We start from the raw sequence: 14,324 nt of genomic DNA, 5'->3' as shown, positions 1-14,324 counted from the left end.
AAGCCCAACACTGAGGAGTTCGGCCTAGGTCCTGTTGGGCTTCGCTGCGCTCAGCCCAACCTACGGGACCGCAGTGGCGGGTCGCGTCGTAGGTTGGGTTGAGACGGCTCCATCGTCGAAGCCCAACATTGAGGAACTCGGCTTGAGTCCTGTTGGGCTTCGTTGCGCTCAGCCCAACCTACGCCTGCTTACATTCCTGCAATTGCCGAAACTCCACCAGGTCATGGCTGCAGAACAGCGTCAGCCCCAGATCCTGGCGCAGGGAAAGTTCGCGCAGGCGCGCCTGGTTGTCCAGGCGACTGGTACGGTCGGCTTCCATCAGCCGCTGGTAGAACCTCAGGCCCGGTGTGCAGTGGCGTTCGGCCTGTCGCATCTCGTCGCGGTAGAAGTAGGCATCGCCCGCGTGCAGCAGCCAGCCGCCCTCATGCTGGATGGCGATGCCGGCATGGCCCGGGGTATGACCGGGCAGCGGGATCATCAGGATCTCCGGCGGCAGCCCAGGCAGGTCACGCACGCTGGCAAAGCCGTTCCACTGCTCACCCCGGGGTTCATGGAAATTCCAATGGCGGATCCCTTCCCACTGCGCCGGGCTGTAGCGACGGCGGCCGATGAAGCCGTGGCGCTGGCGCTGGGCGTCCCATTCACGCTGGAGCACATGGACCTGGGCCTGGGGAAAGTCATCCAGGCCGCCGGCGTGATCGAAGTCCAGGTGGGTCAGCACGATATGGCGAACATCGCCCGGACGAAAACCCAGGCGGCGAATCTGCGCCAGGGCGCTGAGCTCGGGGTCGTACTGGATGCGATTCATCAGCCGGAAGAAGGGACTCAGCCGCCGGCCCCGCTCCCGCAGATCGGCTTCGCCAAAACCGGTATCCACCAGCACCAGACCGTCCCGGTCGGTTTCCACCAGCAGGCAATGACAGGCGAGGTGGGCGGCAAGGCCATGGCTGAAACCGTCGTACAGCGCCCCGCCCAGGGGGCACATGCAGCCGCAGTTGAGGTGATGGATACGCATGATCGGCTCCGCGTGGGTGTTCCCGGTAGAAGAGCCGAGCGCGGGCAAAGTTCGAGCGCAGCGGCCGTCCGCGCGGGTGTCGCAACGGGCCAGGAGCGGTCGTTGGTGCTGAAGTGGCGGCAATCAATCGACCGGAGCATGTGGCGGGATTCAGCACCCGCGCGCCTCACAGCGGCGGCGCCAGGGCCCTTGGCTGAACCCTGGGCCCGCGCCGCTGACCAAGGTAGGGTCGCCAGCGGAACGGCTCTGCCGCCCTGGCCCTCCCAGTGCAGACGGAGCCACCCATGCCCATAGCCTTTCCCCGCCGTTCCCTCCTGGCCGCCGGCCTTTCCCTTGGCCTGCTCGCCGCCGGCACCGCCCAGGCCGACAGCTGGTGCGCCAGCAAGCCGGTGAAGTTCGCCGGGGTGAACTGGGAGAGTGGCATGCTGCTCACCGAGTTGATGGGTTTCGTTCTGCAGCACGGCTATGACTGCACCGTGGACAGCATTCCTGGCAACTCCATCACCCTGGAGCAGGCGCTGGGCAACAATGACATCCAGGTCTTCGCCGAGGAGTGGATCGGTCGCAGCGAGGCCTGGAACAAGGCCGCCGCGGCCGGCAAGGTGGTCGGCGTGGGCGCGCCCATCGAAGGCGCCACCGAAGGCTGGTATGTGCCGCGTTATCTGGTGGAAGGCGAGGGCGCCAAGGCCCCCGACTTGAAGAGCATCGCCGACCTGGGACAATATGCCGAGCTGTTCCGCGATCCGGAAGAGCCAGGCAAGGGCCGTTTCTACAACTGCCCGGCCGGTTGGACGTGCGAGTTGGAAAACACCCAGATGCTGCAGAGTTACGGCTTGAGCGACAAGTACACCAACTTTCGTCCCGGCACCGGACCGGCGCTGGATGCGGCCATCGTCTCGGCCACTCGGCGCAAGCAACCGATCCTGACCTACTACTGGTCGCCGACGCCGCTGCTGGGGCGCGTGGACATGGTTCAACTCAAGCCGCGCGCCGGCGAAGAGAAGCGCATCCAGGTGCAGGCCGGTCTCTCCAAGCCTTTCCACGACGGCGCCCCCGAGCTGGTGGCCGTGCTCAGTCGGGTCAACGTGCCCATCGAACTGCTCAACCGCACCCTGGCCGAACAGGCCGAAGCCAAGCAGGACGCCCCCACCGCGGCCAAGGCGCTGCTCAAGGCCCATCCCGAACTGTGGCAGGCCTGGGTGACCGACGCGGCGGCGCGCAGCAAGATCCAGGCGGCGCTCTAGGATGTTTCCCGAAGGCCTGACCTTTTCCTTCGCCGACGCCGTCAATCGTGGTGTCGACTGGCTGGTGACCCGCTACGGCGATGTCTTCCGCACCGTCTCCGACACCCTGCTGCAGGCCATCGTCTGGCTCGAAGGCCTACTGCGCGGCACCCCCTGGTGGGCGCTGTTGCTGATCGTCGCGGCCCTGGCCGCCCATGCCACCCGCCGGGTGTTGCCGACCCTGCTGATCACCGGACTGCTGTTCCTGGTCGGCGCCCTGGGGCTTTGGGACAAGCTGATGCAGACCCTGGCCCTGGTGCTGGTGGCCACCGCCATCGCGGTGATCATCGGCATACCCTTGGGCATCCTCTGCGCCCGCAGCGCTCGCCTGCGCCTGGTGCTGATGCCGCTGCTGGACATCATGCAGACCATGCCCAGCTTCGTGTACCTGATCCCGGTGCTGATGCTGTTCGGCCTGGGCAAGGTGCCGGCGATCTTCGCCACGGTGATCTATGCCGCGCCGCCCCTGATCCGCCTCACCGACCTGGGTATCCGCCAGGTCGATCGCGAGGTCATGGAAGCGGTCAACGCCTTTGGCGCCAATCGCTGGCAACAGCTGTTCGGCGTGCAGCTGCCGCTGGCGCTGCCAAGCATCATGGCCGGCATCAATCAGACCACCATGATGGCGCTGTCCATGGTGGTGATCGCCTCCATGATCGGCGCACGCGGCCTCGGTGAAGAGGTCCTGGTGGGCATCCAGACCCTGGACGTGGGCAAAGGCCTGCAGGCGGGACTGGCCATCGTCATTCTCGCCGTGGTCATCGACCGCATCACCCAGGCCTATGGCCGCCAGCGCCACGAGGTGGAGCGATGAAGATCGTCGTCGAGCGGGTCTCCAAGATCTTCGGCAAGCGCGAGCAGGCAGCCCTGGCCTTGCTCCGTGAAGGGCACGACAAGGCCGATATCCTCGCCCGTACCGGTTGCGTGGTGGGGGTGGACGATCTCTCCCTGGAGATCGCCGAAGGCGAGATCTTCGTCATCATGGGGCTCTCGGGTTCCGGCAAGTCGACCCTGGTGCGCCACTTCAACCGGCTGATCGATCCGAGCAGCGGGCGCATCCTCATCGATGGTCAGGACATCCTGCAACTGCCCCTGCCGGCGTTGCGCGAGTTGCGGCGCCAGCGCATCAGCATGGTGTTCCAGAGCTTCGGCCTCTTGCCGCATCGGCGGGTGCTGGACAACGTCGCCTACGGACTCAAGGTGCGCGGCGAGCCCAAGGCGGTCTGCCGGGAGCGGGCGCTGCACTGGCTGGAGGTAGTCGGCCTGGCCGGTTACGAGCGCAAGTGGCCGCACCAGTTGTCCGGCGGCATGCGCCAGCGGGTCGGCCTGGCCCGCGCCCTGGCGGCGGACACCGAGATCATCCTGATGGACGAGGCTTTTTCCGCCCTCGACCCGCTGATCCGCGCCGAGATGCAGGAGCAGCTGCTGGAATTGCAACAGCGCCTGCACAAGACCATCGTCTTCATCACCCACGACCTCGACGAGGCGCTGCGCTTGGGCAATCGCATCGCCATCCTGCGTGACGGTCGGCTGGTGCAGGTGGGCACCCCAGCGGACATCCTCGGCCAGCCGGCCGACGACTACGTGGCGCGCTTCGTCCAGCGACGTACCGCTGCGACAGTTTGAAACAATTGCAGTAGAGGTCTTCACGAGCATTTCACACCGCCAAGGCTCTGATGGTGAGACCTGCGGCCTGACCCCGCGTCAGGCCTTTCTCTTCCCACTGGAACCGCACCGCAATGGACTATCTGCTACAACTCGCTGCCGATCCGACCGTCTGGGCTGCCCTGGCTACCCTGATCGTGATGGAGGTGGTGCTGGGTATCGACAACCTGATCTTCATCTCCATCCTCACCAACAAGCTGCCCGCCCATCAACAGCAGAAGGGCCGCCGCATCGGTATCAGCCTGGCGTTGATCCTGCGCCTGGGCCTGCTCGGCACCGTGGCCTGGATCGTCCAGCTCACCGAGCCGATCATCGAGGTGTTCGGCAAGAGCTTTTCCTGGAAGGACCTGATCCTCATCGCCGGTGGCCTGTTCCTGTTGTGGAAGGCGACCAAGGAGATTCACCACAACGTCGATCCCGAGCCCGACAGCGCCCTGACCAAGGGCGCTGAGACGGCGACCCTGGCGTTCGGCTCGGCCATCGTGCAGATCCTCTTGCTGGATCTGGTGTTCTCGGTGGACAGCATCATCACCGCCGTGGGCATGACCGAACACCTGCCGGTGATGGTGATCGCGGTGGTGGTGGCGGTGACCGTCATGTTGCTGGCGGCCGATCCCCTGGCCAAATTCATCGACCGGAACCCCACCGTCGTGATGCTGGCGCTGGGCTTCCTGATCATGATCGGCATGACCCTGATCGCCGAGGGTTTCGGCGCCCATGTGCCCAAGGGCTATATCTATGCGGCCATGGCCTTCTCGGCGCTGATCGAGGGTCTGAACATGCTGTCGCGGCGGGCCAAGCGTCGCCAGCAGACGGCTGGCAAGTAAGGAAAAGACGTGCCGGAAGGCCTTGTTACATTCCGGCACGTCTATTGCTAACAATTAATTCAAGGACTAGGCACTATCGGTCTGGACCCTTGTCATAGCAGCGTCACACGTGAGGTTTACAACTGAAGTCATGAACATACAAGCCCAAGCCCAGAACGCCATGCATGCCCTCAGCGCCGCTTTCGCGCCGATGAGCTGCGTCATCGACGCCCCTAGCAAACGGGGTTTTTCCTTCATCGTCGTCAACGAACATGGCGTGGCCAAGCACACCCGCCGGATCTATCGTGACGAATACAGCAGCCCGAGCCGCCTGCAGGCCATCATCGACAGCACCCGCCTGGCCATCGCCGGCTGAGATTCAGCCGGCTTCCGCTTTACCCCTCCCGCTTTATCGTCTGCGCCCCACCCGAGCTACGGGTGTACCGGCGGCAGATACGTCAACGTTCCCCCCAACAGCCACAGCAGCACCAGCACCAGGGGTGCATGGACCAGCAGCTGCACGAAGGAAAAGCCGACCAGGTCGCGCGCCTTCAGCCCCAGCACGCCCAGCAGCGGCAGCATGTAGAAGGGATTGATCAGATTCGGCAGGGCCTCGGCGGCGTTGTAGATCTGCACGGCCCAGCCCAGGTGATACTGCAGGTCGTTGGCCACCTGCATCACATAGGGCGCCTCGATGATCCACTTGCCCCCACCCGAGGGGATGAAGAACCCCAGCAGCGCCGAATAGACGCCCATCAGCAGGGCGAAGGTGTCGTGGGTGGCGATCTGGGTGAAGAACGCTGCAATATGGTGCGCCAGGGTCTGGCCATCGGCGCCGTTGACCTTGGTCAGGATGGCGGCGATGGAGCCGTACAGCGGAAACTGGATCAACACCCCGGTGGTGGCCGGTACCGCGCGGGCCACGGCGTCGAGGAAGTGCCGGGGTCGCCAGTGCAGCAGAGCGCCCAGGGAGATGAACAGCAGGTTGTAGGTGTTCAGCCCCGAAATGGCCTCGATGGCCGGCTTGCTGGCGAATTCCTGCACCAGCCAACCCGCGGCCAGCAGCACCAGCAACACGATCAGGATCGGGCTGTATTCCAGCCATTCACCCGGACGGGTCGGCCTGGCGGCCGGCTTGGGCGCCGGGGTGACATCGACGCCACAGGCGCGGGCATCGCGCGCGCTGTCCGGCCCCGGGGCGGTGACATAGGCGATCACCGCCGAGACCACCAGCAACACCAGCAGCAGGACGCCGGACTGCCAGAGGAACAGCGTCTGGCTGAAGGGGATCACCCCGGTGATGGCCAGGATCGACGGGGGCAGGCTGGCCGGATTGGCCTGCAGTTGCGCCGCCGAGGACGACAGCCCCAGCGCCCAGACCGCGCCCAGGCCCAGGTAGGCCGCAGCGCCAGCGGCGCGATAGTCCATCTTGAGTTCTTCTCGCCGCGCCAGGGCGCGCACCAATAGGCCGCCGAACACCAGGCTCAGACCCCAGTTGAGCAAGGAGGCGAGCATGGCGACCAGGGCCACCCAGCACACCGCGCCGCGTCCGGTGCGCGGCACCCGCGCCAGGCGTTCGATCAGGCGCCCGGCCGGGCCTGAGCTGGCGACCACATAGCCGCCGATGACCACGAAGGCCATCTGCATGGTGAAGGGGATCAGACTCCAGAAGCCATCGCCGAAGGCCTTGGCGGTGGTGGCCGCCGGTGCGCCCATGCCCAGGGCGGCCAGGGCCACCACGGCCACGGCGAGCACCGCGAAGACCCAGGAATCGGGAAACCAGCGTTCGGCCCAGTTGGAACAGGCCAGGGCGAACCGCGCGCTGCGCGAGTCGCGGGAAGGGGTTGAACTCATGGTGGATCCTTTTGTTGTTGTTTTGGACAGGGACATCAGGCGTAGCGTGGAAAACGGCGCAGCCTTTTCCACGCGTTGAGGTCATATCGCGGCCATGGGCCGCTCCTACAGGTTCATATGTCCCTGTAGGAGCGGCCCATGGCCGCGATCAACCCACTACCGCCGCTCCACCGCCAGGGCCACGCCCTGGCCACCACCGATGCATAGAGTCGCCAGACCCCTCCGTCCGTCACGGCGGCGTAGTTCGTGGAGCAGGGTCACCAGCACTCGGCAACCGGAGGCGCCGATGGGATGGCCCAGGGCGATGGCGCCGCCGTTGACGTTGACCTTGTCGTCATCCCAGCCCAGCTCCTGGCCCACCGCCAGGGCCTGGGCGGCGAAGGCTTCGTTGGCTTCGATCAGGTCCAGATCGGCCAGCCGCCAGCCGGCTTTTTCCAGCGTCTTGCGGGTGGCCGAGACCGGGCCGATGCCCATGATCGCCGGATCCACTCCCGCGCTGGCATAGGCGGCGATATGGGCCAGCGGCGTGAGCCCCAGGGCGGCGGCCTTGGCCGCGCTCATCACCAGCACGGCAGCGGCGCCATCGTTGAGGCTGGAGGCGTTGCCCGCGGTGACGCTGCCGTCCTTGGTGAAGGCTGGACGCAGGCGCGCCAGACCTTCGGCGGTAGTGTCGGCGCGAATGCCTTCGTCGGTGTCGAACAGCAGCGGTTCGCCCTTGCGCTGGGGGATGGCCACCGGGGTGATCTCCTCGCGGAACCGCCCGGACTCCACCGCGGCCGCGGCGCGCTGCTGGGAGCGTGCAGCGAAGGCATCCTGGGCCTCGCGGCTGATGCCGTATTTCTGCACCAGATTCTCCGCGGTCTGGCCCATGTGGTAGTCGTTGAAGGCATCCCACAGCCCATCGCTGAGCATGGTGTCGACCAGCTCGGCATGGCCCAGGCGCAAGCCGGTGCGTACCTTGGGCAGCACATAGGGCGCCAGGCTCATGTTCTCCATGCCGCCGGCGACGACGATCTCGGCGTCGCCGCAGCGGATCGCCTGGACCGCCAGCTGCACCGCCTTGAGGCCGGAGCCGCAGACCTTGTTCAGGGTCAGGGCCGGCACCTCGTGGGGCAGGCCGGCCTTGACCGCCGCCTGGCGCGCCGGATTCTGGCCCGCACCGGCGGTGAGCACCTGGCCGAGGATGACTTCATCCACCGCGGCCGGCGCCACGCCGGTCTGCTCCAGCAGGGCGCGGATGACGGTGGCGCCGAGCTCCACGGCGGGCACATTGGCCAGCGAACCCTGGAAACTGCCGACCGCGGTGCGGGTGGCAGCGACGATGACGACGTCTTGCATGGCTGGGATCTCCTCAGGCCTGGATGGGGGCGCCGGTGGCGGCGCGCAGTTCATCTAGGCTCACGCCTTCGGCCAGCTCCACCAGTTTCAGGCCGCCTTCGGTCACCTCCAGCACGGCCAGGTCGGTGATGATCAGGTCGACCACGCCAACCCCGGTCAGCGGCAGGTCGCAGGCCGGCAGGATCTTGTGGGCGCCCTTGGCGGTGTGTTCCATCAGCACCACCACGCGCTGCACGCCAGCCACCAGGTCCATGGCGCCGCCCATGCCCTTGACCATCTTGCCGGGGATCATCCAGTTGGCCAGGTCACCTTTTTCCGACACCTGCATGGCGCCCAGGATGGCCAGGTTCACATGGCCGCCGCGGATCATGCCGAAGCTGGTGGCGCTATCGAAATAGCTGCTGCCGGGCAGGGCGGTGACGGTCTGCTTGCCGGCGTTGATCAGGTCCGGATCGACCGTCTCGGCGGTAGGGAAGGGGCCGATGCCCAGCAGGCCGTTTTCCGACTGCAGCCAGACGTCCATGCCGGCGGGGATGTAGTTGGCGACGAGGGTCGGCAAGCCGATGCCGAGGTTGACGTAGAAGCCGTCCTGCAGCTCCCGGGCGGCGCGTTGCGCCATCTGTTCGCGGGTCCAGGCCATCTTACTTCTCCTCGCTCAGGGTGCGTTTCTCGATGCGTTTCTCGGGGCTTGCGTTGACCACCAGACGCTGCACGAAGATGCCGGGCAGGTGGATCTGGTCGGGGTCCAGCTCACCGACTTCCACCAGCTCTTCCACCTCGGCCACGCAGACGCGACCGGCCATGGCGCACAGCGGGTTGAAGTTGCGCGCGGTCTTGTTGAACACCAGATTGCCGGCCTTGTCGGCGCGTTGCGCCTTGACTAGGGCCACGTCGGCGGTCAGCGCCAGTTCCATGACATGGGGCTGGCCATTGAAGTCGCGCACCTCCTTGCCCTCGGCCACCAGGGTGCCGTAGCCGGTACGGGTGTAGAACGCCGGGATGCCGGCGCCACCGGCGCGCAGCTTCTCGGCCAGGGTGCCCTGGGGGGTGAATTCCAGCTCCAGCTCGCCGGCCAGGTACTGGCGCTCGAATTCCTTGTTCTCGCCCACATAGGAGGAAATCATCTTGCGGATCTGCCGGGTCTCCAGCAGCTGGCCGAGGCCGAAGCCGTCCACCCCGGCGTTGTTGCTGATGGCGGTCAGCTCGCGGGCGCCGGTGTCACGCAGCGCGGCGATCAGCGCCTCGGGAATGCCGCAGAGGCCGAAGCCACCCACGGCCAGGGTGATGCCGTCGCTGACCAGCCCGTCGAGGGCGGCCGCGGCGTTGGGGTAGAGCTTGTTCATGGCAGAGATCCTCTTGTCGTTATTGGGCGGTCCAGCCGCCGTCCATGGTCCAGGCGGCGCCGCGCACCTGGGCAGCGGCGTCGCTGCACAGGAACAGTGCCAGCTCGCCCAGCTGGTTGGTGGTGACGAATTCCTGCGACGGCTGCTTCTCGCTGAGCAGGTCGCGACGGGCCTGGTCCGGGTCGCTGCCACGGCTGTCCAACTGCTGCTGGATCAGCGGGGTGAGCACGAAACCCGGGCAGAGCGCGTTGCAGGTAATGCCAGTGCGAGCGGTCTCCAGGGCCGTGACCTTGGTCAGGCCCACCACACCATGCTTGGCGGCCACGTAGGCCGCCTTGCCAGTGGAAGCGACCAGGCCGTGCACCGAGGAGATGTTGACGATCCGTCCCCAGTCGCGTTCGCGCATGCTCGGCAGCGCCAGGCGAGTGGTGTGGAACACCGCCGAGAGATTGAGGGCGATCACCGCGTCCCAGCGCTCCACCGGAAAGTCCTCCAGCGGCGCCACATGCTGGATGCCGGCGTTGTTGACCAGGATGTCCACGCCGCCGAAGTCGCGTTTGGCGTAGGCGAAGAGGTCTTCGATCTCCGCCGGGTTGGCCAGGTCGGCGCCATGGAAGCCCGAGCGACCGGGCAGGCTGGCCTGGGCCGCAGCGGGATCGCCGAAGCCGTTGAGGATGAGGGTGGCGCCAGCGGCGGCCAGGTGCTGGGCGATGCCCAGGCCGATGCCGCTGGTGGAGCCGGTGACCAGGGCGGTCTTGCCGGTAAGGTCCATGATTGTCTCCTTAGACGAGGCCGGTCAGGTAGTAGAGGCCGATGACGAAGAACACCGCAGCGGTCTTGATCAGGGTGATCTTGAAGATGCCGCCATAGGCTTCGCGATGGGTCAGGCCGGTCACCGCCAGCAGGGTGATGACCGCGCCGTTGTGCGGCAGGGTGTCCATGCCACCACTGGCCATGGAGGCCACCCGGTGCAGCACCTCCAGCGGGATGCCCGCGGCATTGGCGGCGGCGATGAAGGTATCGCTCATGGCGGCCAGGGCGATGCTCATGCCACCGGAGGCCGAGCCGGTGATGCCGGCCAGCAGGGTCACGCTCACCGCCTCGTTGATCAGCGGATCGGGGATGGCCTTGAGGCCCTGGGCGAAGAGCACGAAGCCGGGCAGGGCGGCGATCACCGCGCCGAAGCCGTATTCGGACGCCGTGTTCATCCCGGCTAGCAGGGCGCCGGAGACGGCGGTCTTGCTGCCCTCGGCCAACCGCCCGCGGATGGCGCCGAAACCCGTGGCCAGCACCAGCAGGATGCCCGCCAGCAGCGCGCCTTCCACCGCCCAGATGCCGGTCAGCTTGGCCACCTCCTGGGTCACTGGCTTGGCCATGCCCGGCAGCGCCAGGTTATGGGTGGCGCCGTACCAGTCGGGAATCCAGCGGGTCAGCAAGAGGTTGAGCACGCCCACCAGCACCAGCGGTGCCAGGGCCAGCCAGGGATTGGGCAGCGGCAGGTCGGCGGCGGTCTCGGGTTCGTTGCGCAGCGGCACGCTGGCATAGCCTTCGCCACTGTTGCGGGCCTTGCGGCGGGCGCTGCCGAGGTAGGTGAGGCCCACCGCGATGACAAACAGCGACCCGGCCAGGCCCAGCCAGGGCGCGGCCCAGGCGGTGGTCTGGAAGAAGCTGGTGGGGATGATGTTCTGGATCTGCGGGGTGCCGGGCAGGGCATCCATGGTGAAGGAGAAGGCGCCCAGGGCGATGGTGGCCGGGATCAGTCGCTTGGGGATGTCACTCTGGCGAAACATCTCGGCGGCGAAGGGATAGACGGCGAAGACCACCACGAACAACGAGACGCCGCCATAGGTCAGCAGGGCGCAGACCGCGACGATCACTGGGATGGCCCGCTCGCGACCGAGCAGGCGAATGGCCGCGGCGACGATGGCGCGGGAAAAGCCCGACAGCTCGATCAGCTTGCCGAACAGGGCGCCCAGCATGAACACCGGGAAATAGAGTTTGAGAAAGCCCACCATCTTGTCCATGAACACCCCGGTGAAGGCGGGCGCCACGGCGGACGGATCGGTGAGCAGCACAGCGCCGAGGGCGGCGAGGGGGGCGAAGAGGATGACACTGAAACCCCGGTAGGCGGCGAACATCAGCAGCGCCAGGGCAGCGAGTGCGATCAGGACACTCATGGCTTCTCCTAGAGCTTCGCCTGGGGCGAAGCGGTTCTTGTTGTTATAGGGCGATACAGGGATCGCCTGAACACAGGAGCCAGAACCGTGCCAGCTTTATAAGCTATTGTTTTGTAAAAGTTTTTATTTTGATCACTGCCATTTACCGCCATTTTGTCTCAAAAGCTGGACCCCGTAGATTGGGTTGAGCGAAGCGAAGCCCAACATCAGCCCATGGCCTTTCATGTTGGGCTTCGACGATAGAGCCGTCTCAACCCAACCTACGGTCGTGACCTGTAGGAGCGGCCCATGGCCGCGATTGACGATCCATCGCGGCCATGGGCCGCTCCTACAGGCTGTCTCTTTATGTAGATATATCTCAATCTTGAGACGTCAGCCCCAAGGCCACTAGTTTCTTGTACAGCGTGGACCGCCCCAGCCCCAGGCGGCGGGCGGCTTCGTCCACCTTGCTGCCGCAGCTGGCCAGAGTGCCCTGCAACAGCTCGCGATCGAAGCGCCGGCGGGCTTCGGCATAGGTTTCGCCGGTGGCGCTCGCCACGGACGGCCTAGGCCCTTCGGCAGAGAGACCTAAGGCTTCGGCCAGTGCCCTCGCATCCAACTGGCTGTCGTCACCCAAGAGCACCGCGCGCTCCAGCACGTTGCGCAACTCGCGCACGTTGCCGGGCCAGGGTTGGCGCTGCAGCAGCGCCAGGCCATCGGCGGTGAGTTCAGGGGTGGGCTGTCCGCCTACCTGGGGCAGACTGTCGAGGATGGCCTCTGCCAGCACCGCCAGGTCGTCCAGGCGCTCACGCAGCGGCGGGATGCGGATCGGCAGCACATTGAGTCGGTAATAGAGATCGGCGCGAAAGCGCCCCTCGGCCACGGCGACGTCCAGGTCACGCGAGGTCGCGGCGATCATCCGCACGTCGCAGGCCAGCACCTCGTTGGAGCCCAGGGGTTCGTACTCCTTTTCCTGCAGCACCCGCAGCAGCTTGGCCTGCAAGGCCAGGGGCATGTCGCCGATCTCATCGAGAAACAGGGTGCCGCCCTGGGCGATCTGCAACTTGCCTGGACGTGCCCGGCGCTCGGCACCGGTGAAGGCGCCAGGCGCGGTGCCGAAGAATTCCGCTTCCAGCAGGCTTTCCGGAATGGCCGCGGCATTGATGCTGACGAAGGGTCGCCCGGCCCGCGGCGAGGCGCCATGGATGGCGTGGGCCAGCAGCTCCTTGCCGGTGCCGGTCTCGCCCAACAGCAGCACCGCGGCCGCACTGGCGGCAGCGCGGCGGGCGCGGCGCTTGACCTCCAGGCTGGCCGGTCCGCTGCCGACGAAATGGCCGAAGCCGTACTTGGCGGTACGCGCGTGCTGCAGCGAACGCCGGGTGGTGGCCAGCTCTTCCTGGATGCGCAGGTAGCGGGTCACCAGGGGTGCCAGCTGCTGCAACTGGTCGAACAGGGCGAAGCCGATGGCGCCGATCAGTTCGCCGTCATCGGTATGGATGGGCAGCCGCATCACCACCAGGGGGCCGCTACGGGTCTCCAGCATGTCCAGCAGGATCGGCTGGCCGTTGCGCGCCACCTCCCGCAACAGGCTATGGGGAATGATCTGCTCCACTGGCTGGCCGATGGCGGCGGCGGCATCCGGCAGGCCGAAGTGCTGGGCGTATCTCTGGTTGATCCAGACGATGCGCGCGTCGCGGTCGACGATCACCGTGCCATTGCTGGTCTGCTCGATGATCTCGAACAGCGAGCGGATCGCCCGCTGGCGAATGCCGGCATAGTCTTCCAGCCCCGGCAGACCGGGTGGGGTGCGGCTCATGGCTTCAGCGCATGGCGCAGCTGGTGCAGCCGCCGCTGGACGATGCGTTCGCGCCGCGCCGCGTCCCAGTCATAGAAGCCCGCGCCACTGCGCACGCCGGTGCGGCCGGCGGCTACCTGGTCTTCCAGCAGCTGCAGCGGCGCCTCGTCCCGCGCCAGGGTTGGCCAGAGGTGGCTGGCAATGTCGCGAAAGGTGTCCAGCCCGCCCATGTCCGCCGCCTCCAGGGGGCCGACCATGGCATAGCGCCGACCCAGGGAAGCGCGCATCACCCGATCCACCGTCTCGGCATCCGCCGCGCCGCTCTGCACGATGTGCAGGGCCTCGCGCAACAGGGCGAATTGCAGGCGATTGCCGACGAAGCCGGGAATGGCCCGCTGCAACACCACGGCCTCCAGGTCGGCGGCTTCCAGCAGGTGGCGCACGGACTCCAGGTGCGTGGGTAGGGTGGCCGTGCCGGGCACCAGCTCCACCAGGGGAATGAAGTGCGGCGGATTCCAGAAGTGGGCGATCAGCAGGCGCTCGGGATGGCGCAGGTGCGCGGCCAGCTCGTCCGGGGGCAGGCCGCTGGTGTTGCTGGCGATCAGGGCGTCCGGGCGCAGCACGGCTTCGAGCTGGGCATAGAGACGATGCTTGAGTTCCAGGCGCTCGGGTACGGCTTCGAACAGCAGGTCGCAGTCGGCGAGATCGGCAAGCTCGGTCGTGGTCGTGAGGCGGGCGACGACCGCCTCGGTGTCCACGGCGATGTCGGCTTCTTCCAGCTCGGCGAGCAGGGTGCGCGCGGTGGCGGCTACCTCGGCGAGACGGGCGGGGTCGACATCCTGCAGGCGCACGGCATGGCCGTGGTGGGCGAGATGCACGGCGATGCCGATGCCCATGAGACCGGAACCCAGGACGGCGAGGCGTGGCGTGGTCATGATCTTTTCCTTGTGAGACGGCCGCGGCAACCGTCTCACACTTGACCGCCCCCGGCCAAGGCACGGGAGCGCTCCCTTGCACCAAAGGTGGGCTCCAGCTGCGGACCTGCGGCTACGCCACGGCTCTGCCACGC

14 protein-coding genes are annotated in these 14,324 nt (G+C 66.7%); 5 read left to right on the top strand and 9 right to left on the bottom strand.

The genetic code is table 11. The annotated features are described in order from the left end of the window. Nucleotides 1–178 precede the first annotated feature (178 nt). On the bottom strand, nt 179–1,015 hold the full coding sequence (locus tag LRS53_RS14610; protein WP_231356394.1) for an MBL fold metallo-hydrolase: 837 nt from the start codon (nt 1,013–1,015) through the stop codon (nt 179–181). Between the two features lie 284 nt (nt 1,016–1,299). Here LRS53_RS14610 and LRS53_RS14605 point away from each other — a divergent pair, with 284 nt between their 5' ends. The 5 genes from LRS53_RS14605 (at nt 1,300) to LRS53_RS14585 (ending at nt 5,145) form a co-directional block, all read left to right on the top strand. Beyond that, nucleotides 1,300–2,259: an ABC transporter substrate-binding protein gene (locus LRS53_RS14605; RefSeq protein WP_231356393.1), complete on the top strand. Its 960-nt coding sequence runs from the start codon at nt 1,300–1,302 to the stop codon at nt 2,257–2,259. A gap of 1 nt (nt 2,260) precedes the next feature. Further along, nucleotides 2,261–3,112, top strand: a complete 852-nt coding sequence (locus LRS53_RS14600) for an ABC transporter permease (RefSeq protein WP_231356392.1) — start codon at nt 2,261–2,263, stop codon at nt 3,110–3,112. Continuing rightward, complete coding sequence (locus tag LRS53_RS14595; protein WP_133859485.1) at nt 3,109–3,924, top strand: quaternary amine ABC transporter ATP-binding protein; 816 nt, start codon at nt 3,109–3,111, stop codon at nt 3,922–3,924. The genes LRS53_RS14600 and LRS53_RS14595 overlap by 4 nt, the downstream gene beginning before the upstream one ends. 113 nt (nt 3,925–4,037) lie before the next feature. Beyond that, complete coding sequence (locus tag LRS53_RS14590) at nt 4,038–4,790, top strand: TerC family protein (protein WP_017641841.1); 753 nt, start codon at nt 4,038–4,040, stop codon at nt 4,788–4,790. Nucleotides 4,791–4,920: 130 nt separating this feature from the next. Continuing rightward, a complete protein-coding gene (locus LRS53_RS14585) occupies nt 4,921–5,145 on the top strand; it encodes a hypothetical protein (protein WP_017641840.1) in 225 nt (74 codons plus the stop codon). A gap of 56 nt (nt 5,146–5,201) precedes the next feature. Here LRS53_RS14585 and LRS53_RS14580 read toward each other — a convergent pair whose 3' ends face one another. The 8 genes from LRS53_RS14580 to LRS53_RS14545 form a co-directional block, all read right to left on the bottom strand. Next, complete coding sequence (locus tag LRS53_RS14580; protein WP_231356391.1) at nt 5,202–6,623, bottom strand: short-chain fatty acid transporter; 1,422 nt, start codon at nt 6,621–6,623, stop codon at nt 5,202–5,204. Between the two features lie 156 nt (nt 6,624–6,779). Further along, nucleotides 6,780–7,961 carry an acetyl-CoA C-acetyltransferase gene (locus tag LRS53_RS14575; protein WP_231356390.1) on the bottom strand — a complete coding sequence of 394 codons (1,182 nt, stop codon included), beginning with the start codon at nt 7,959–7,961 and terminating at the stop codon, nt 6,780–6,782. A 13-nt stretch (nt 7,962–7,974) separates the two neighbouring features. After that, nucleotides 7,975–8,601: a CoA transferase subunit B gene (locus LRS53_RS14570; RefSeq protein WP_017641837.1), complete on the bottom strand. Its 627-nt coding sequence runs from the start codon at nt 8,599–8,601 to the stop codon at nt 7,975–7,977. A 1-nt stretch (nt 8,602) separates the two neighbouring features. Beyond that, nucleotides 8,603–9,304 (bottom strand): CoA transferase subunit A, encoded by a 702-nt coding sequence (locus LRS53_RS14565; RefSeq protein ID WP_007162850.1) that lies wholly within the window; start codon nt 9,302–9,304, stop codon nt 8,603–8,605. A 19-nt stretch (nt 9,305–9,323) separates the two neighbouring features. Then, complete coding sequence (locus tag LRS53_RS14560) at nt 9,324–10,076, bottom strand: 3-hydroxybutyrate dehydrogenase (protein ID WP_231356389.1); 753 nt, start codon at nt 10,074–10,076, stop codon at nt 9,324–9,326. Nucleotides 10,077–10,086: 10 nt separating this feature from the next. Continuing rightward, nucleotides 10,087–11,481: a GntP family permease gene (locus LRS53_RS14555; RefSeq protein ID WP_064308006.1), complete on the bottom strand. Its 1,395-nt coding sequence runs from the start codon at nt 11,479–11,481 to the stop codon at nt 10,087–10,089. A gap of 358 nt (nt 11,482–11,839) precedes the next feature. Beyond that, entirely contained in the window at nt 11,840–13,276 is a 1,437-nt protein-coding gene (locus LRS53_RS14550; protein WP_231356388.1) for a sigma-54 interaction domain-containing protein, read from the bottom strand. After that, a complete protein-coding gene (locus tag LRS53_RS14545; RefSeq protein WP_231356387.1) occupies nt 13,273–14,190 on the bottom strand; it encodes a 3-hydroxyacyl-CoA dehydrogenase family protein in 918 nt (305 codons plus the stop codon). The genes LRS53_RS14550 and LRS53_RS14545 overlap by 4 nt, the downstream gene beginning before the upstream one ends. Nucleotides 14,191–14,324: the final 134 nt, after the last annotated feature.

The organism is Pseudomonas sp. PLB05, from assembly GCF_021106615.1.
Lineage (GTDB): Bacteria > Pseudomonadota > Gammaproteobacteria > Pseudomonadales > Pseudomonadaceae > Chryseomonas > Chryseomonas benzopyrenica.
The sequence above is the reverse complement of the archived record's forward strand: the minus strand, read 5'-3'. Positions and strand labels throughout refer to the sequence as shown.

Excerpts from the sequence above, each read along its gene's own strand:
- LRS53_RS14605 (WP_231356393.1), top strand. The coding sequence starts at position 1,300 with ATGCCCATAGCCTTTCCCCGCCGTTCCCTCCTGGCCGCCGGCCTTTCC.
- LRS53_RS14595 (WP_133859485.1), top strand. The coding sequence starts at position 3,109 with ATGAAGATCGTCGTCGAGCGGGTCTCCAAGATCTTCGGCAAGCGCGAG.
- LRS53_RS14555 (WP_064308006.1), bottom strand. The coding sequence starts at position 11,481 with ATGAGTGTCCTGATCGCACTCGCTGCCCTGGCGCTGCTGATGTTCGCC.
- LRS53_RS14600 (WP_231356392.1), top strand. The coding sequence starts at position 2,261 with ATGTTTCCCGAAGGCCTGACCTTTTCCTTCGCCGACGCCGTCAATCGT.
- LRS53_RS14560 (WP_231356389.1), bottom strand. The coding sequence starts at position 10,076 with ATGGACCTTACCGGCAAGACCGCCCTGGTCACCGGCTCCACCAGCGGC.
- LRS53_RS14585 (WP_017641840.1), top strand. The coding sequence starts at position 4,921 with ATGAACATACAAGCCCAAGCCCAGAACGCCATGCATGCCCTCAGCGCC.
- LRS53_RS14580 (WP_231356391.1), bottom strand. The coding sequence starts at position 6,623 with ATGAGTTCAACCCCTTCCCGCGACTCGCGCAGCGCGCGGTTCGCCCTG.
- LRS53_RS14550 (WP_231356388.1), bottom strand. The coding sequence starts at position 13,276 with ATGAGCCGCACCCCACCCGGTCTGCCGGGGCTGGAAGACTATGCCGGC.
- LRS53_RS14610 (WP_231356394.1), bottom strand. The coding sequence starts at position 1,015 with ATGCGTATCCATCACCTCAACTGCGGCTGCATGTGCCCCCTGGGCGGG.
- LRS53_RS14545 (WP_231356387.1), bottom strand. The coding sequence starts at position 14,190 with ATGACCACGCCACGCCTCGCCGTCCTGGGTTCCGGTCTCATGGGCATC.
- LRS53_RS14565 (WP_007162850.1), bottom strand. The coding sequence starts at position 9,304 with ATGAACAAGCTCTACCCCAACGCCGCGGCCGCCCTCGACGGGCTGGTC.
- LRS53_RS14590 (WP_017641841.1), top strand. The coding sequence starts at position 4,038 with ATGGACTATCTGCTACAACTCGCTGCCGATCCGACCGTCTGGGCTGCC.
- LRS53_RS14570 (WP_017641837.1), bottom strand. The coding sequence starts at position 8,601 with ATGGCCTGGACCCGCGAACAGATGGCGCAACGCGCCGCCCGGGAGCTG.
- LRS53_RS14575 (WP_231356390.1), bottom strand. The coding sequence starts at position 7,961 with ATGCAAGACGTCGTCATCGTCGCTGCCACCCGCACCGCGGTCGGCAGT.